Source organism: Streptomyces sp. PTY087I2 (assembly GCF_001687325.1).
Classification (GTDB): Bacteria; Actinomycetota; Actinomycetes; order Streptomycetales; family Streptomycetaceae; genus Streptomyces.
In genome coordinates, this window is record NZ_LZRD01000011.1 from 198,674 (window position 1) to 216,349 (window position 17,676).

A 17,676-nucleotide genomic window follows, 5' to 3' on the forward strand; every position below is an offset into this window, starting at 1 on the left:
CGGCTCATACGGCCGGCCCGGCCCGGGGATCGGAGCGCGGCCCGTCCTGGGCCGGAGACATGTTCAGCGTGATGGTCATGGTGAGGCCGCCTCCGGGAGTGTCCTCGGCCGTGACCGTACCGCCCATGGCCTCGACGAAGCCGCGCGCGACCGCCAGCCCCAGGCCGACCCCGGCCCCGCGGGGGGCGTCGCCGTACCTCTGGAACGGTGCGAAGACGGACTCCTTGGCCTCGTCCGGGATACCCGGCCCGCGGTCGACGATCCGTACCTCGACGTCAACGCCCCTGGCACTGGCCGAGACCGAGACCGGAGCGCCGTCGGGGCTGTACTTCACCGCGTTCTCGACGATGTTGGCCACGGCCCGTTCCAGCAGTCCACGGTCCACCAGGACCATGGGCAGGGATTCGGGGATGTCCAGGGTGACGCTGCCCTCCGGCACTCCGCCCAGCGCCATCGGTACGACCTCGTCGAGGTCGGTCTCCCGCAGCAGAGGGGTCACCGTACCGGTCTGTAGGCGTGACATGTCCAGGAGGTTGCCCACCAGGAGGTCGAGCCGGTCAGCACCCTGCTCGATGCCGGCGAGGAACTCGTCGCGGTCCTCGTCCGACCACTCGACGTCATCGGCACGCAGGGACGTGATGGCGGCCTTGATCGAGGCGAGAGGCGTGCGCAGGTCATGGCTGACCGCGGCGAGCAGCGCGGTACGGATCTTGGCCCCCTCGACGAGCTTCTTCGCCTCCTCCGCCTCTCCCACCAGGCGCCGGCGGTCCAGGACGACCGCGGCCTGAGCGGCGAACGCGCCGAGCACACGCCGGTCCTCGGCCGGCAGCACCCGGCCCCTGAGCGCGAGGGCCAGGCGGTCACCGACGGGCATGTCGACGTCGGCGTCCTCCGGGCGGTCGACGGGGCGGTCGGCCCCCGCGCTTCCCACGCAGGACCATGGAGCGTAGTCGCTCGTACGCTCGAAGAGGGCGACGGATTCCATGCCGAAGGTCTCGCGGACCCGCTCCAGCAGGGCTTCCAGGCTGTTGTCCCCGCGCAGGACGCTGCCGGCCAGCACGGTCAGGGTCTCGGACTCCGCCCGCAGCCGGGCCGCCTGCTGCGTTCTGGCCGCGGCCAGACCCACGACCGACGCGACCGAGACGGCGACGGCGAAGAAGACGGCGATGGCGACGATGTTCTCGGGATCGGCGATGGTCCATGCGTGTACAGGTGGCGTGAAGTACCAGTTCAGCAGGAGGGAACCGACACCGGCCGAGGCCAGTGCGGGCAGGAGTCCCCCCAGCAGGGCCGCTCCGACGGTCAGGGCCAGGAAGAGGAGCATCTCATGGGCCGGCCCCGGACCGTCTCCGGCCGATGTCAGCGCCAGGGCGAGCAGGACGGGTCCGGCGACGCCGGTGAGCCAGCCCGCCACGACACGGCGGCGCGTCAGGCGGCCCTCCGGCCGGGACGGCAGTTTCCTGCCCCGCCCGACGGCTCCGTGGGTGACGATGTGGACATCCAGGTCGGGGCCGGAGTCGCGGGCCACCGTGGCGCTGACACCGGGGCCGAAGACGTACTGCCACGCGCGGCGACGGCTGGCCCCCAGCACGATCTGGGTCGCGTTGACGCCGCGGGAGAACGCCAGCAGAGCCGCGGGCACGTCGTCGCCGATGACATGGTGGAAGGTGCCGCCCAGATCCTCGACGAGGGTGCGCTGGACGGCCAGTTCCTTCGGGGACGCCGAGGTCAGGCCGTCACTGCGGGCGATATAGACGGCGAGAACCTCTCCGCCGGCGCCCTTCTCCGCGAGTCTCGAAGCCCGCCGGATGAGCGTCCGGCCCTCGGGGCCACCGGTGAGCCCCACGACGATCCGTTCGCGTGAGCCCCAGATCGCCGAGACGTCGTGGTCGGCACGGTACTGGTTCAGGTACTCGTCGACCCGGTCCGCCACCCACAGCAGGGCCAGTTCCCGGAGCGCCGTGAGGTTGCCGGGACGGAAGTAGTTCGACAGAGCCGCGTCGATCTTCTCCGGCCGGTAGATGTTGCCGTGTGCCATGCGGCGGCGCAGCGCCTCGGGGGACATGTCGACCAGCTCCACCTGGTCCGCCCGGCGCACGACCTCGTCCGGGATCGTCTCCTGCTGGCGCACACCGGTGATCGACTCCACGGTGTCGCCCAGGGACTCCAGATGCTGGATGTTGACCGTCGAGATGACATCGATCCCCGCGGCAAGCAGCTCCTCCACGTCCTGCCAGCGCTTCGTGTTGCGTGAGCCCGGAACATTGGTGTGCGGGAGTTCGTCGACGAGCGCGACCTCCGGCGCGCGGGCGAGGACGGCGTCCATGTCCATCTCGGTGAAGACGCTGCCGCGATATTCGATCTCCCGGCGCGGGACCTGTTCGAGGCCGTGCAGCATCACCTCCGTACGCGACCGGCCGTGATGCTCGACAAAGGCGACCACGCAGTCCGTGCCGCGTTCGACGCGGCGGTGCGCCTCGGACAGCATCGCGTACGTCTTGCCGACGCCCGGTGCCGCGCCGAGGTAGATACGGAGCTTGCCGCGTCTCATGTGTGGTCTCTCGGGTCGGATACGGTGCGGCCTTGCGGGACCGAAGGGCGGCGCGGGGCGTACTCAGATATCAAAGCGGTATCCCTTGTCGGGGGCGGTGATCAGGGGGAGGCGTACCGGCCGGCCGTCACGCAGGACCTTCATGGCCGCCAGGTCCACGGGGCTGCGCCTGGTCACCGGCCACCGTCCGGCTCGTGACTCCGGCGTACGGCGGCCCGCAAGCGGGCCATCAGTTTCTGTCCGGGTATCTGGAGCGGGGAGGCCACCGGGCGTGATCGTCGTCGCCCTGAGCGGTGGCCTCCCCACCGTGGCCGCTAGCGTCCGGCCAGGGCCCGCAGTGCGAGGTTGAGCTGGAGGACGTTGACATGCGGCTGCCCGAGGAATCCTGCGGTACGGCCCTCCGTATGGTCCTCGACCAGGGCGAGGACCTGCCGCTCGGCCAAACCGTTCGCCTCAGCCACGCGTTTGACCTGGATGTCCGCGTAGTCCGGTGAGATGTGCGGGTCGATCGCGGAGGCCGAGCCGGTCACCGCGTCCTTGGGCACATCGGACTCGGGCACGCCGTTGAAGGCGGCCACCGCCTTCTTCGTCTCCGTGACGCTCCTGACGAGCGTGGGGTCGGAGGCGCCGAGCTGGCCGGAGCCGGTGGACAGGGGATCGTAACCGCTGTTGGAGGGGCGCGGCTGGAACCACCGGGGGTCGGGCCCGTCGCCGCCCCTGATGTTCCAGGTCTGGCCGATGAGGGCCGATCCGACCTCCTTCCCGTCGGCCTTCACCATCGAGCCGTTGGCCTTGTCGTGGAACAGCCCTTGGGCGACCCCGGTGACGGCCAGGGGGTAGACGACCCCGGTCACCACCGTGAGGACGAGCAGCATGCGCAGCGCGGCCCAGAGGAGACGTCCCGTCTTCACTGCGGAGTAGTTCATGATCGGTCAGCCGATTCCGGGGATGAGGGAGAGGAGCAGGTCGATGATCTTGATGCCGACGAACGGGGCGATCAGGCCGCCGAGCCCGTACAGGCCGAGGTTGCGCCGCAGCAGCCGATCCGCGCTGGTCGGCCGGTAGCGCACCCCTTTCAGAGCGAGCGGCACCAGGGCCACGATGATCAGCGCATTGAAGATCACCGCCGACAGGATCGCCGACTCCGGGGACGCGAGCCCCATGATGTTCAGCCGGTCCAGCGACGGGTACGCCACCGCGAACATGGCCGGGATGATCGCGAAGTACTTGGCGACGTCATTGGCGATCGAGAAGGTGGTCAGGGCACCGCGGGTGATGAGGAGTTGCTTGCCGATCTCGACGATCTCGATCAGCTTCGTGGGGTTGGAGTCGAGATCCACCATGTTCCCGGCCTCCTTGGCGGCCGAGGTCCCGGTGTTCATCGCCACGCCGACGTCCGCCTGGGCCAGGGCCGGGGCGTCGTTGGTGCCGTCGCCGGTCATCGCGACCAGCTTGCCCCCGGCCTGCTCCCGCTTGATGAGGGCCATCTTGTCCTCGGGCGTCGCCTCGGCCAGGAAGTCGTCGACCCCGGCCTCCTCGGCGATCGCCTTCGCCGTCAGCGGGTTGTCGCCGGTGATCATCACCGTACGGATGCCCATCCGGCGCAGCTCCTCGAACCGCTCCCGCATTCCCTCCTTCACCACGTCCTTGAGGTGGATCACGCCGAGGACCCGGGCACCCCGGTCGTCCTCGACGGCGACGAGCAGGGGGGTGCCGCCGGCCCGGGAGATCGCGTCCGTGAGCGACCGGGCGTCGCCGGAGACGAGGCCGCCGCGTTCCTCCACCCAGGCCACGACGGCTCCGGTGGCGCCCTTGCGGACCTTGCGGCCGGTCCCGTTCTCGACGAGATCCACACCGGACATCCGGGTCTGCGCGGTGAAGGCCACCCACTCGGCGCGTGCCAGCTCCCCCTGATGGCGCTCCCGCAGCCCGTACTTCTCCTTGGCGAGGACCACGACGGACCTGCCCTCGGGCGTCTCGTCGGAGAGCGAGGACAGCTGCGCGGCGTCGGCGAGCTCCGCGGCGGTCGTACCCCGGACCGGGAGGAACTCGGAAGCCTGCCGGTTGCCGAGGGTGATCGTGCCGGTCTTGTCGAGCAGCAGGGTCGAGACGTCGCCCGCGGCCTCGACCGCGCGGCCGGACATGGCCAGGACGTTGCGCTGCACCAGGCGGTCCATGCCCGCGATACCGATGGCGGACAGCAGCGCGCCGATCGTCGTCGGGATCAGGCAGACGAGGAGCGCGGTCAGGACGATCAGCGAGGTCTGCCCGTCCGCGCCGGCGTAGACCGCGAACGGCTTCAGGGTGACCACGGCCAGCAGGAAGACGATGGTGAGGGACGCCAGCAGGATGTTCAGGGCGACCTCGTTGGGCGTCTTCTGCCGGGCCGCGCCCTCCACCAGGCTGATCATCCGGTCGATGAAGGTCTCGCCCGGCTTCGTGGTGATCCTGACGACGACCCGGTCGGACAGCACCTTCGTACCGCCGGTGACCGCCGAGCGGTCGCCGCCGGACTCCCGGATGACCGGTGCCGACTCCCCGGTGATGGCCGACTCGTCGACGCTGGCCACCCCCTCGACGACGTCGCCGTCGCCGGGAATGGTGTCTCCGGCCTCGCAGACCACCAGATCACCGATCCTCAGATCGGTTCCCGGGACCCGCTCCTCGTGTTTCCCGGTCACCCTCCGGGCGATCGTGCCGGTCCTGGCCTGGCGCAGGGTGTCGGCCTGGGCCTTCCCCCGGCCCTCCGCCACGGCCTCCGCCAGATTGGCGAAGATCGTGGTCAGCCACAGCCAGGCGGCGATCGCCCAGCCGAACCAGTCGGCCGGGTCCGTGACCGCGAGCCCGGTGGTGGTCACCGAGCCGACCAGTACCACGAACATCACGGGCGATTTGATCATGATGCGCGGGTCCAGCTTGCGCAGCGCGTCCGGCAGGGACGCGAGAAGCTGCCGCGGGTCGAAGAGCCCTGCGCCGACCCGCCCTGCGGGTACGGGTCCTGACGGTGCGTCCGGGTGAGGGGCGAGGGTGGAGGAGGTCGTTGCCTTCGGGGACACGGGGTCCTGTTTCGTTACGTCGGTGGTCATGCCGCGAGCCCTTCGGCGAGCGGTCCCAGCGCGAGCGCCGGGAAGAACGTGAGACCAGTGATGATCATGATTGTGCCCACCAGGAGACCGGTGAACAGGGGTTTCTCGGTGCGCAGCGTCCCCGCGGTGACCGGCACCGGGCGCTGCTCCGCGAGGGAGCCCGCGAGGGCGAGGACGAACACCATCGGGAGGAACCGCCCGACCGCCATGCACAGGCCCAGCGCGGTGTTGTGGTACGGGGTGTCGGCGCCGAAGCCCGCGAAGGCGGAGCCGTTGTTGTTGGAGGCCGAGGTGTAGGCGTACAGGACCTCGGAGAAGCCGTGCGCGCCGGCGTTCGTCATGGACGACTCGCCGTTGCCGGTGGCCATCGCGAGCGCCGTGCCGATCAGGACCAGTGCCGGGGTGACGAGGATGTAACAGGCGGCCAGCTTGATCTCCCGGGTGCCGATCTTCTTGCCCAGGTACTCGGGGGTGCGGCCGACCATCAGCCCGGCGATGAACACCGCGACGACCGCCATGACCAGCATCCCGTAGAGGCCGGAGCCGACTCCGCCCGGCGCGATCTCCCCGAGCATCATGCCGAGCAGCAGAATGCCGCCGGAGAGGCCGCTGTAGGAGTCGTGGAACGAGTTCACCGAGCCGGTCGACGTCATCGTGGTGGAGACCGCGAACAGGGACGACGAACCCTCGCCGAACCGCTGCTCCTTGCCCTCCATGGCTCCGCCGGCGATCTGGGAGGCGGTACCGGGGTGCGCGTACTCGATCCAGGTGGCCAGTACCACTCCGGCGAACCAGATGGCGGCCATGGCCCCGACGATCGCGTAGCCCTGCCTGACCGAGCCGGCCATCCTGCCGAACGTGCGCGGCAGGGAGAACGGGATCAGCAGCAGGAGGAAGACCGTCAGGAGGTTGGAGAAGCCGTTGGGGTTCTCGAAGGGGTGCGAGGAGTTGGCGTTGAAGTAGCCGCCTCCGTTGGTTCCCAGGTTCTTGATGGCCTCCTGGGAGGCCACCGCGCCCGGTGAGATGCTCTGGGCCTGGCCGGTGACCGTCGTGACCTCGTGGATGCCGGCGAAGTTCTGGATCGCGCCGGCGGCCACCAGCAGGACGGCCGCCACCACGGAGACCGGGACCAGGACGCGGACGACCCCACGGACCAGGTCGGCCCAGAAGTTGCCGAGTTCACCGGTACGGGACCGGGCGAAGCCACGGATCAGCGCGACCGCGACCGCGATGCCGACGGCGGCGGAGACGAAGTTCTGTACGGCGAGGCCGCCGGTCTGGGTGATGTGGCCCATCGCCGACTCGCCGGAGTACGACTGCCAGTTCGTGTTCGACGTGAAGGACACAGCCGTGTTGAACGCCTGGTCCGGAGAGATCGGCTCGAAGCCGAGCGACAGCGGCAGTTTGTCCTGCACCCGCATGAGCAGATAGAGGAACAGGACACTCACCACGGAGAAGGCGAGTACGCCCCGCAGATAGGCGGGCCAGCGCATTCCGGTGTTCGGATCGACCCCGACCGAACGGTAGATCCATTTCTCCACGCGCAGGTGTTTTTCCGAGGAGAAAACGGCGGCCATGTAGTCGCCGAGAGGACGGTGCACCAGTGCCAGCGCGACGATCAGCACGGACACCTGGAGCACGTCAGCGAGAAGGGGACTCATGTCTGCGCTCAGAACCTCTCGGGCTTGACGAGGGCCAGAACGAGATATCCCAGCAGGGCGGCGGCGATGAGCAGGCCGATGATGTTCTCGGCAGTCACAGCTTCGCCACCCCCTTGGCAATGAAAGCCACCAGCACGAATATCGCGACTGTGATGGCAACGAAGGCCAGATCGGCCATCGCATGCTCCTCAATGAGTTCGGACTCGAATGGACTCATCGAGGAAACCGCACGTCAGAAGCGAAACCCATACCTGTTGACGGGGCTCATACGCTGCCCGGACCTTCCTTGACGTCATCCATACGGGAAGGGGCGGGGCAACCGCACCGGGTATCGAGGAGTGCGGGTAAGCACCCGAAAAGGCGGAGGTGGTTATCCGCATACACCTGTGCGGATAACCACCTCCCTGCGAAAGCCCGGTTGTTCGAGCCGCTACGTGCACTCCAGGTCCCGCCGCCGGAAACCGGCGATCCCCAGCAGGATCAGCCCGGCCGCGACGGCGGTGAGGGCGAGCAGCGGAGTCCAGCTGATCTGGGCGGCCGGCAGCCGGGGCACATGGCCGAAGGGCGAGATGTCGGCCATCGCCTGCGGCAGCCGCAGGATCGGGCCCAGGTAGCCGACGAGGAACGCGTACACGGGCACCGCCCAGGCCGCCGCTCCGGCCCGCGGACACCACCCGAAGACCACGACGGTGGCGCCCACTGTGACCCACAGGGCCGGAGCGTAGACGACCGCGGCGAGGACCAGCTTCGCCACCAGAGCGCGGTCCCCGGTGGACGCGGCCCCCGAGAGGCCGAATCCCAGCCCGGCCACGACGAGGAGCCCGGTGCCGCCGAGCAGCGCGACGGCGACATGGCTGCCCGCCCAGCGGTCCCGCGAGAGGCCCGTGGCAAGCAGCGGTTCGGCGCGCCCGGCGCTCTCCTCGGCACGCAGCCGCAGCGTGGCCATGACCACGTACACGGCGGCCACGACCGCCACGACCACCATCACCATCGACGCGAAGGACTCCTCGACCGTGCTGCCGCCGATCTCCGCGAGCGCCTCCTGGACCTGTTCCACGTCCTTCACCATGTCGGCGGCGTCGCCGAGGATGGAGCCGTACATCAGTCCCATCACGAGCAGTCCGGCGCCGAAGCCCAGCAGCGTCGCCCGATGCAGCCGCAGGGCGAGGCCGAGTGGCCGGGTGAGAGCACCGGATGCCGTACGACGGCCGGAGCGGGCCGGGCGCAGACCCGCGCCGACATCCCGCCGGGTGCTGAGCACGAAGCCGGTGACGGTGGTGAGGGCGGCGAGGGCGAGGCAGAGCAGCAGGGGCCACCAGCGGTTGTCCACGAAGACGTAGGTGCGCTGGACCCAGCCGATGGGCGTCGCCCAGGACAAGGCCCCCTCGCCCACGTCACCGGCGGCTCGCAGGACGTACGCGACGGCGACGACGGCGAGCGCCATGCCCGACGCTCCGCGTGTGTGGGCGGTGAACTGCGCGGTGACGGCCGCGACCCCCGCGAAGACCAGCCCGACCGCGGTGTGCGCGAAGCCGTACAGTAGTGCACCGCCGGGCCCGATGCCCTCGATGCCCATCGAGACGAGGCCCAGAGCCACCAGCAGCGCGAGCGCGACGTTGACGAGGGCCGCCAGCGTCAGCGCGGCCGCCAGTTGGGCGTGGCGTCCGACGACGGTGGAGCGCACCAGCTCGGCCCGGCCGGTCTCCTCCTCGTTGCGGGTGTGCCGGGTGACGATCAGGACGCTCATCAGACCGGTCAGCACGGCCATGAAACCCAGCAGCTGGTGGCTCAGGATCGAACCGACGCCGTAGTCGTCGAGATAGTGCTGCGGTCCGGTCATGGCGAGCGCGGCGGGGCTGCTCATGGTCTCCGCGACCCCGGCCCGCTGCTCCGCCGTGGCGTACAGCGTGTCGTACTCGGCCGCCGTGACAAGGGTGCCGAGGACCAGGGCGAGCAGCCATACGGCACTGCGGACGCGGTCCCGGCGCAACCCGAACCGGACGAGGGCGACCGTACCGGCGAAGTCTCCGGGACCGGCGGTCACGGGCTTTTCGAGGTGCGGGGGAGTCCTGGTGGCCGCGGTCATCGACCGGTCCCGTCGCCGTAGTGGCGCAGCATGAGTTCTTCGAGGGTCGGCGGATGGCTGATCAGCAGGCGGATGCCGGACTCGCCGAGGCGGTGGATCGCGGTGTCGAGATGTCCGCCGTCGACAGCGAAGCGCACCCGCCCGTCCCGCACCTCCAGCGCGTGGACGCCGGGCAGGTCCTCCAGCCCGGTGACCGGCCGCTCGGTTTCGGCCTCGACGGTCGTACGCGTCAGATGCCGCATCTCGCTCAGGGTGCCCGACTGCACGGTGCGGCCCTGCCGGACGATGCTCACCCGGTCGCAGAGCTTCTCGACCTGGGCCAGGATGTGGCTGGAGAGCAGCACGGTCCTGCCCGCGGCCTTGGCCTGGAGGATGACGTCCTGGAAGACGGCCTCCATGAGCGGGTCGAGCCCGGCCGTGGGCTCGTCCAGGAGCAGCAGTTCGGCGTCGGAGGCGAGTGCGGCGACGATGGCGACCTTCTGCCGGTTGCCCTTGGAGTAGGCGCGGCCCTTCTTGGCCGGATCGAGGTCGAACCGTTCGATCAGCTCGTCGCGCCGCCGCCGGTCGAGGCCGCCGCGCAGTTTGGAGAGCAGGTCGATCGCCTCCCCTCCGGTGAGTTGGGGCCACAGTTCGACGTCTCCGGGCACATAGGCGAGGCGTCGGTGCAGCTCGACCGCTTCTTTCCAGGGGTCCCGGCCCAGAAGCCGGGCCTCACCGGAGTCGGTGCGGAGCAGTCCGAGCAGGACACGGATGGTGGTGGACTTCCCCGCGCCGTTGGGTCCGAGGAAGCCATGGACCTCCCCCGGTTCGACGACGAGGTCCAGACCGTCCAGAGCTTGGGTTCGGCCGAAGGACTTGTGCAGTCCGACGGCGGTGATTGCCTTGGTCACAGCAGAGAACCTAGGCATGTTTCAGAAAGTTGTGAAGTTAAGAAAGCGTATGAATCTCTGGATACACTCGCCCGCGGACCGGGTAACGGCGGAAGAGGCGAGGGCGGTCGATCCATGAACGAACGGCACAGGGGCAGCCGTACGGACCGCGGTGCCGAGAACGGTTCCGACGACGAGGCCGCTGTGTCGCGCTTCATCGAGCGCTTCGCGGCCCAGCTCGTCGCGGCCGGGATGGCGCGCATGCCGGCCAGGGTCTTCGCCGCGCTGCTCTCCTCCGAGCAGGGAGCGCTGGGCTCCGCGGAGCTGGGCGCCCAGCTCCGGGTCAGCCCGGCCGCGGTGTCGGGAGCGGTCCGCTATCTCACCCAGGTCAACCTGGTGAGCCGTGAGCGGGAGCCTGGCTCGCGGCGTGAACGGTATCGCGTACAGGAGGACCAGTGGTACAGCGCCCTGCTCGAACGTGATGCCATGCTCAGGAGCTGGCAGGCGACCATGCGCGAGGGTGTCGACCACTTCGGGCCCGACTCGCCGCAGGGGCGCAGGATCCGCGACACGCTGGACTTCTTCCAGTTCCTGGAGACCGAGCTCGCCTCGATGATGGCCCGTTGGGCCTCCCGCCGGGAGCAACGACTCGGCGGCTGATGGAACATCCCCCCGCCCGTCGCCGTCGCCCGGCCGCCCCGCCCGGCGGTGCCGCCGGGCGCGCTCACGGCCGGTAGACCAGGTCGGTCACGAACGCGGCGATCATCGCCCAGCCCCCGACGCCGAGGCGGTGCTGCACGGCCGGTCCGAGGGCGGCCGGTGGCAGTAAGGGGTCGAAGGATCCGGAGGCGACCAGGGTGGGCGTGGCGGCCCTGTGCCCGAGAAGAGCCGACGGCAGAGGAGGGGGCGCCAGGCTGGTGCGGCAACAGCGTGCGACCAGACGCATCCACGCACCCGGGTGGCCGGGCAGCGCCTGCCGCGGCGCGGCCATACGATGCAGCATCTTCTCCGCCCGGGGCACCGAAGGCCGTACGAGCCAGGGAAGCGTGGCCGCCAGGAACGGGGCGCTCACCCGCAGGCGCGTGATACCCGCGGTGGAGAGCAGGACCCGACCGGATATCTGCGGAGAGTCACAGGCGAGAGCGACCGCGCCGCCCGGCCAGTGCCCCCGCCAGGGGAAGGCGCAGCGCGGCGTTCATGTTCGTCCCCGGCAGCAGCACGATGCCCGGTTCCCCGGGCCCGGGCCCGGGGACCGGCGGTCACAACGCTGGTGACTCCCGCCGATGTCACCACTTCGTCACGGGCATGGGCTGTCCCTCGGTCCGCAATCCGGTTGAGACACCAGCGCCGGACCTCCAGCCGCGCCGTCGCGTCCCTGTACACCGAGTTCATCATGCGGACGTCCCTGTCTCCGACGGCCGACCCCGGTGAGCGCCGGACCCGCCAGGAGGACGGTCAGTAGGCGTAGAAGCCCGACCCCGTCTTGCGGCCGAGGCGGCCCGCGTCGACCATGCGCTGGAGCAGCGGGGGAGCGGCGTACAGCGGCTCCTTGTACTCGGCGTACATCGAGTCCGCGACCGAGGCCACGGTGTCCAGACCGATCAGATCGGCCAGCTTGAGCGGGCCCATCGGGTGGGCGCAGCCCATCTCCATGCCGTTGTCGATGTCCTCGCGGCTGGCGATGCCCGACTCGAACATCCGGATCGCGGAGAGAAGGTACGGGATCAGCAGCGCGTTCACGACGAACCCGGACCGGTCCTGGGCGCGGATCGGGTGCTTGCCGAGCACGTCCTGCACGACGGCCTCGGCGCGCTTGATCGTCTCGTCCGACGTGGTCAGCGCCGGGATCAGCTCGACGAGCTTCTGCACCGGGGCCGGGTTGAAGAAGTGGATGCCGATGACCCGGTCCGGGCGCGAGGTGGCGACGGCCAGCTTCACCAGCGGGATCGAGGAGGTGTTGGAGGCCAGGATCGCGTCCTGCCGGGTCACCACCTGGTCGAGCACCTGGAAGATCTCCGTCTTGACCTGCTCGTTCTCCACGACGGCCTCGATGACGAGATCGCGGTCGGCGAACTCCCCGAGGTCGGTCGTGAAGGTCAGCCGGCCGAGGGTCTCGTCCCGCTCCTCCGCCGTGATCTTGCCGCGTTCGGCGGCCTTCGACAGGGAGTTGTGCAGACGGGTGCGGCCGATCTCCAGCGCTTCGCCGGTGGTCTCGGCGACCTTCACTTCGAGGCCGCTGCGCGCGCACACCTCCGCGATACCTGCGCCCATCTGGCCACAGCCCACCACTCCGACGCGTGCAATATCGGCCATAAGGTCCGTCACCTCGTGCCTTTCGCTGTTCTCCGTATCGCAGGGTCCCGTGTGATTCCGGTGCCCGCCTCGACCCCACGACGTTACTCCGCATGCCGACGCGGACGACCCGCGGGTCATGACAGCTACGGATGGGAATGATGCGGTTACGTAGAGCCATCGGAGTCGGGTGCGGGACACGGCGGAGAGAGGTGGGCCGGGATGCGGCGCACGGGTGTGGCGAGAAGATCGTTCGTACTGAGCGCGGCCGGGCTGCTGGCGGCGATGACGACCGCCGGTGACGCGGTCGCCTCCCCGGCGGGGCGGCGGAAGGGCGGCGGGTTTCCGGGGGCGGGGGAGGTGCGGGGCATGTGGATCGCCACCGTCGCCAACATCGACTGGCCCTCGAAGCCGGGCCTCACGGCGGTGCGGCAGGAGGCCGAGCTGTTCGGTTATCTGGACCGGGCGGTGGAGCTGCGGCTCAACACGGTGGTGCTCCAGGTCCGGCCGACCGCCGACGCCCTGTGGCCCTCGCCGTACGAGCCGTGGGCCGACTGCCTCACCGGCACCCAGGGCAAGGACCCGGGCTGGGATCCGCTCGGTACGGCGGTGCGCGCGGCGCACGACCGGAGCCTGGAGCTGCACGCCTGGTTCAACCCGTACCGGGTGGCGAACCACACGGACCCCACCCGTCTCGTCGCCTCCCACCCGGCCCGGCTCAACCCGGGCTGGACCGTGCCGTACGGCGGGAAGCTCTACTACAACCCCGGCCTGCCCGAGGTCCGTCGCTTCGTCCAGGACGCGATGCTCGACGCCGTGCGCCGCTACGACATCGACGCCGTGCACTGGGACGACTACTTCTACCCGTATCCGGTGGCCGGGCAGACCTTCGACGACGACGCGGCGTACGCGCGGTACGGCGGTGGCTTCGCCGACCGGGCGGCCTGGCGGCGCGACAACATCGACCGGCTCGTGCGCGAGACGGGAGAGCGGATCCGGGCGATCAAGCCGCACGTCCGCTTCGGCATCAGCCCCTTCGCGGTCTGGCGCAACCAGGAGACCGACCCGCTGGGATCGGACACGCGGGCGGGCGTGCAGACGTACGACGACCTGCACGCCGACACCCGTAAATGGGTCAAGGAGGGCTGGATCGACTACATCTGCCCGCAGATCTACTGGCACATCGGCCAGACCGCCGCCGACTACGCCAAGGTCCTCGCCTGGTGGAGCGCGACCGTACGGGGGACGGGCGTCGAGCTGTACGTGGGCGAGGCGCTGTACAAGGCGGGCGACCCCGCCCAGGCCGCCGCCTGGCAGGACCCGGCGGAACTCTCCCGCCACCTCACCCTCGCCCGGAACCACCAGGAGGCGGTCGGTCACGTCTTCTTCTCCGGGAAGAGCGTGATGACGGACCGGATCGGCGCGATGCGCCGCGTGGTGGCCGACCACTATGCGGACCGGGTCCGGCTCTACCCGGAGCGGGGACGGGGCCGGTCCGGTGGTCGGGGCCGGTTCCCGGGCTGAGCGGTCGGGGCGAGTTCCCGGGCTGAGCCTTCGGGAGCGGTTCTCCCGCTGAGCCGCCGACGCCGGGGGCCGGGACCCTTTTGCACGGTCCCGGCCCCCGGCGCTGTTACCGCGCCTGCTCGTCCTTCGGCGCGTCCATGTGCTGGACGACGCTGTCGGGACCCGGTGACATCAGGTGTTCATGGCCGTCGTCGAAGCGGAGCCGGTACGGGGGAGCGCCCCCGTCACCGAGCACCTCGATGATCTCGGCGACCCGGTCGTGCTGTCCCACGGTCCTGCCGTGCATCAGCAGCCGGTCGCCCGTGTGTGCCTCCATCGGGAGCGACCTCCTCACAGGGGGAGATGGTGTCCGTGTCGACAAGTCTATGACCGTGCGGGCCGGGATTCCCGTCCTGGCCGTACGGTTCCGGCTTCCTGCCCTGGCCGTACGGTCACGGCTTCCGCCCTGCGCGGCGCCCGGCCCGCTGGGTGGCAGCGATGCAGACGAGTACGGCCACCGCCGCGACCGGGGCCGCCGCCGACACCTCCTCGCCGAGCAGGAGGAAGGACCACACGAGCGTCAGCAGCGGCTGGGCGAGCTGGAGCTGGCTGGCGCGGGCCACCCCGATCGCCGCCATCCCCCGGTACCAGACGTACAGCCCGAGGAAGGTCGATCCCGCGGCGACCCAGACCAGGCCGAGGACCCCGTGGGCGTTCAGATGCACGGGTTCGAGCGGCAGGGCCACCAGGCTGCCCGCCACCGCGAGCGGCAGGCACAGGACCAGCGCCCAGCCGACCACCTGCCACCCCGGCATCACCCGGGCCAGCCGGCCGCCCTCGGTGTACCCGGCCGCGCAGACCAGCAGCGCGCCGAACAGATACAGATCGCCGGAGGTCAGGGCCCCGCCGCTCTGCTGCACGGTGAAGGCGATCACCACGGCCGCCCCGGCGAGGGCCGCGATCCAGAACGTGCGCGAGGGCCGTTCGCCGGTGCGCAGGGACCCCAGTACCGCCGTGGTCAGCGGCAGCAGGCCCACGACCACGGCCGCGTGCGAGGTGGTGGAGGTCTGGAGGGCCAGCGTCGTCAGCAGCGGGAAGCCGACCACGACCCCGCCCCCGACCACCGCGAGCCCGGCCCAGTGACGGCGCGCGGGCAGCGGGACGCGCGCGGCCAGCAGCACCCCGCCCGCGACCAGGGCGGCGAGCACGCTGCGGAGCGCGACCAGGGACCAGGGGCCGAAGCTCTCAAGACCCCAGGCGGTGGCCGGAAAGGTGAGCGAGAACGCCACGACGCCGAGCCCGGCGAGCACGGTGCCGCTGCGGCCGCGCGAGGGGGCGAGCGGAGGACCGGCCGGAGCGCCGGCCGACGGTCCCGGCGTGGCGTCGGTCGACGGCCCCACCCCGGCGACCGTGGAAGCGGGTCGCGGGGCGACCGCCGACGGGTGCGGGGCGACCGCCGGATCGGCGACCGCTATCGCTGAAGGCTGGGTAGCGCTATCCTGTGCTCTCATGCAAGAGCGTAGCAGCGTCGCCGAACTGGTCACTTCCCTCCGGGCCGAGCTCAACCGCTACTCACCCGGTGGAAAGCTGCCGTCCAGCCGGGCACTCGTCGAACGGTTCCGGGTCAGCCCCGTCACCGTCTCCCGCGCCATCGCCCAGCTCGCCGCCGAAGGGCTCGTCACCACCCGCCCCGGCTCCGGCGCGTTCCGGGCGGAGCCCCGCGCCGCGCTGCCCGCCCCGGGCGACACGTCCTGGCAGGAGGTGTCGCTGAGCGGCGACGGCGGACCCGAGGTGGTGCCCCGTACGGTCGACGCATCCGGGGTGCTGGTCACCCTCGCCGCGCCACCGCCCGGCGTCATCGAGCTCAACGGCGGCTATCTCCACGCCTCGCTCCAGCCCGAACGGGCGCTCTCCGCCGCCCTGGCCCGCGCGGGCCGCAGGCCGGGCGCCTGGGGCCGCCCCCCGACGGACGGGCTGCCCGAACTGCGGTCCTGGTTCGCCCGCGAGATCGGCCCCGCCGTCAGCGCCGCCGATGTCCTGATCACCGCGGGCGGCCAGAGCGCTCTGGCCACCGCCCTGCGCGCCCTCGCCCCGCCCGGCGCCCCGGTCCTCGTGGAGTCGCCGACCTACCCCGGGATGCTCGCCGTCGCCCGCGCCACCGGACTGCGCCCCGTCCCCGTGCCCATGGACGCCGACGGGGTGCGCCCCGAACTGCTCGCCGACGCGTTCCGGGCCACCGGCGCCCGGGTCCTCGTCATCCAGCCGCTCTTCCAGAACCCCACCGGGGCCACCCTCGCGCCCGCCCGCCGCCCCGAGATCCTGGCCACCGCCCGGGCGGCCGGGGCGTTCGTGGTCGAGGACGACTTCGCCCGCCGGCTCGTCCACGACGACGCGGGGCCGCTCCCCGCGCCGCTGGCCGCCGACGACCCCGACGGGACCGTCGTCCACGTCTGCTCGCTGACCAAGGTCACCTCGCCCAGCCTCCGGGTCGGCGCGCTGGCCGCCCGTGGCCCGGTGCTGGAGCGCCTGCGGGCCATCCAGGTCGTCGACAGTTTTTTCGTACCCCGGCCGCTCCAGGAAGCCGCGCTGGAACTCGTCGGCTCCCCGTCCTGGGGCCGCCACCTGGCCGCCGTCGCCACCGAGCTGCGCCACCGCCGTACGGCCCTGGCCACCGCCCTCGGCGGCGAGCTGCCGGAACTCGCGCTGCCGCACCTCCCGGCGGGCGGCGGCAGCCTCTGGCTCCGGCTCCCCGGCGGCGGCGCCGAGGAGTCGGCCCTTGTCTCGGCCGCCCTGCGCGCCTCGGTCGCCATCGCCCCCGGCCGCCCCTACTTCTGCGCCGAACCCCCGGCCGGACACGTCCGCCTGAGCTTCGCCGCGGTCTCCGGAGCGGCCGAGATCGCGGAGGGCGTACGCCGTCTCCGTACCGCCTTCGACGGCCTCCTGGGCAGCTGACGCGGCGTCCGGGCGGGCACGCCCTCTTGACCAAACACGCGTTCGGCATCACGATCCCGCCATGACGCTTCGGGTCTCCCTGGTCGCAGCGGCGCGCAGCTCCTCCCGGCTGGCCGAACGCTTCGACGACGACCGGCCGCTCGATCAGGCCGGCTGGCACGAGGTGCAGCTCGTCGCCCACACGCTCGTCCCGCTCGGCGCCGCCGAGCTGCGCTACTGCTCACCCACCCCGCGCAGCCGCGCCACCGGGGACGCCCTCGGCTTCGCCCCGATGGCGCAACCGGCCCTGCGGGACTGGGAGATGGGCCGCTGGCGGGGGCTGACCCTGGGCGAGGTCACCGCCCGGGAACCGGCCGCCGTCGACCTCTGGCTGGCCGACCCGCGCAGCGCCCCGCACGGCGGCGAGTCGATGCTCGGCTTCATCGGGCGGGTGGGCGGCTGGCTGGACACCCGCCCCGCCGACGACGGCCTCGTGGTCGCGGTCGCCGAACCCGCCGTCATCCGGGCGGCCCTCGTCTACGCCCTGAACGCCCCGCCCTCCACGTACTGGAACGTCGACGTCCGCCCCCTGTCGACGATCACCCTGACCGGCCTGCCGGGCCGCTGGAGCCTGAGCCTGGAGGCGGGCATCCGCTGATCCGGGCGGCGGCGGCCGGGGCCTGGGCCGTACCGGAGA

At 71.2% G+C, this 17,676-nt stretch carries 16 protein-coding genes; 4 read left to right on the forward strand and 12 right to left on the reverse strand.

Annotation, left to right across the window (positions count from 1 at the left end; all coding sequences use genetic code 11):
* Positions 1 to 4: 4 nt before the first annotated feature.
* The 8 genes from A3Q37_RS14735 to A3Q37_RS14765 form a co-directional block, all read right to left on the reverse strand.
* Positions 5 to 2,551, reverse strand: a complete 2,547-nt coding sequence (locus A3Q37_RS14735) for a sensor histidine kinase KdpD (protein WP_065483897.1) — start codon at positions 2,549 to 2,551, stop codon at positions 5 to 7.
* A gap of 314 nt (positions 2,552 to 2,865) precedes the next feature.
* Positions 2,866 to 3,477 carry a potassium-transporting ATPase subunit KdpC gene (gene kdpC, locus A3Q37_RS14740; protein WP_065483903.1) on the reverse strand — a complete coding sequence of 204 codons (612 nt, stop codon included), beginning with the start codon at positions 3,475 to 3,477 and terminating at the stop codon, positions 2,866 to 2,868.
* 6 nt (positions 3,478 to 3,483) lie between these two features.
* Positions 3,484 to 5,637, reverse strand: a complete 2,154-nt coding sequence (gene kdpB, locus A3Q37_RS14745) for a potassium-transporting ATPase subunit KdpB (protein ID WP_065483906.1) — start codon at positions 5,635 to 5,637, stop codon at positions 3,484 to 3,486.
* The gene (gene kdpA, locus A3Q37_RS14750) at positions 5,634 to 7,298 is read right to left on the reverse strand and encodes a potassium-transporting ATPase subunit KdpA (protein WP_065483909.1); all 1,665 of its coding nucleotides are present in this window, start codon (positions 7,296 to 7,298) and stop codon (positions 5,634 to 5,636) included. Before kdpA ends, kdpB begins: the two co-directional genes overlap by 4 nt.
* Positions 7,299 to 7,306: 8 nt before the next feature.
* A complete protein-coding gene (gene kdpF, locus A3Q37_RS14755) occupies positions 7,307 to 7,396 on the reverse strand; it encodes a K(+)-transporting ATPase subunit F (protein ID WP_065483911.1) in 90 nt (29 codons plus the stop codon).
* A complete protein-coding gene (locus A3Q37_RS37780) occupies positions 7,393 to 7,515 on the reverse strand; it encodes a hypothetical protein (protein WP_255311814.1) in 123 nt (40 codons plus the stop codon). The genes kdpF and A3Q37_RS37780 overlap by 4 nt, the downstream gene beginning before the upstream one ends.
* 213 nt (positions 7,516 to 7,728) lie before the next feature.
* On the reverse strand, positions 7,729 to 9,384 hold the full coding sequence (locus A3Q37_RS14760) for an ABC transporter permease (protein ID WP_107471538.1): 1,656 nt from the start codon (positions 9,382 to 9,384) through the stop codon (positions 7,729 to 7,731).
* Positions 9,381 to 10,274: an ABC transporter ATP-binding protein gene (locus tag A3Q37_RS14765; RefSeq protein ID WP_065483917.1), complete on the reverse strand. Its 894-nt coding sequence runs from the start codon at positions 10,272 to 10,274 to the stop codon at positions 9,381 to 9,383. Before A3Q37_RS14765 ends, A3Q37_RS14760 begins: the two co-directional genes overlap by 4 nt.
* 114 nt (positions 10,275 to 10,388) lie before the next feature.
* Here A3Q37_RS14765 and A3Q37_RS14770 point away from each other — a divergent pair, with 114 nt between their 5' ends.
* Entirely contained in the window at positions 10,389 to 10,913 is a 525-nt protein-coding gene (locus A3Q37_RS14770; protein WP_065483921.1) for a GbsR/MarR family transcriptional regulator, read from the forward strand.
* A gap of 64 nt (positions 10,914 to 10,977) precedes the next feature.
* On the opposite strand, the gene A3Q37_RS14775 is transcribed toward A3Q37_RS14770, so the two are convergent.
* Together A3Q37_RS14775 and A3Q37_RS14780 are read right to left on the reverse strand one after the other, a co-directional pair.
* Positions 10,978 to 11,244, reverse strand: a complete 267-nt coding sequence (locus tag A3Q37_RS14775; protein ID WP_141693571.1) for a hypothetical protein — start codon at positions 11,242 to 11,244, stop codon at positions 10,978 to 10,980.
* A 464-nt stretch (positions 11,245 to 11,708) separates the two neighbouring features.
* A complete protein-coding gene (locus A3Q37_RS14780) occupies positions 11,709 to 12,566 on the reverse strand; it encodes a 3-hydroxybutyryl-CoA dehydrogenase (RefSeq protein WP_065483931.1) in 858 nt (285 codons plus the stop codon).
* Between the two features lie 201 nt (positions 12,567 to 12,767).
* Between A3Q37_RS14780 and A3Q37_RS14785 the strand changes: the two genes are divergently transcribed.
* Positions 12,768 to 14,069: a glycoside hydrolase family 10 protein gene (locus A3Q37_RS14785; RefSeq protein WP_065483934.1), complete on the forward strand. Its 1,302-nt coding sequence runs from the start codon at positions 12,768 to 12,770 to the stop codon at positions 14,067 to 14,069.
* Between the two features lie 106 nt (positions 14,070 to 14,175).
* On the opposite strand, the gene A3Q37_RS14790 is transcribed toward A3Q37_RS14785, so the two are convergent.
* Both A3Q37_RS14790 and A3Q37_RS14795 read right to left on the reverse strand, forming a co-directional pair.
* Entirely contained in the window at positions 14,176 to 14,385 is a 210-nt protein-coding gene (locus A3Q37_RS14790; protein WP_065483937.1) for a DUF1918 domain-containing protein, read from the reverse strand.
* 115 nt (positions 14,386 to 14,500) lie between these two features.
* Entirely contained in the window at positions 14,501 to 15,559 is a 1,059-nt protein-coding gene (locus tag A3Q37_RS14795) for a DMT family transporter (protein ID WP_065483940.1), read from the reverse strand.
* Here A3Q37_RS14795 and A3Q37_RS14800 point away from each other — a divergent pair.
* Both A3Q37_RS14800 and A3Q37_RS14805 read left to right on the forward strand, forming a co-directional pair.
* Positions 15,558 to 17,000, forward strand: a complete 1,443-nt coding sequence (locus A3Q37_RS14800; RefSeq protein ID WP_065483943.1) for a PLP-dependent aminotransferase family protein — start codon at positions 15,558 to 15,560, stop codon at positions 16,998 to 17,000. The genes A3Q37_RS14795 and A3Q37_RS14800 overlap by 2 nt on opposite strands.
* Before the next feature lie 61 nt (positions 17,001 to 17,061).
* Positions 17,062 to 17,637 (forward strand): histidine phosphatase family protein, encoded by a 576-nt coding sequence (locus tag A3Q37_RS14805; RefSeq protein ID WP_065483946.1) that lies wholly within the window; start codon positions 17,062 to 17,064, stop codon positions 17,635 to 17,637.
* The last annotated feature ends 39 nt before the right edge of the window (positions 17,638 to 17,676 follow it).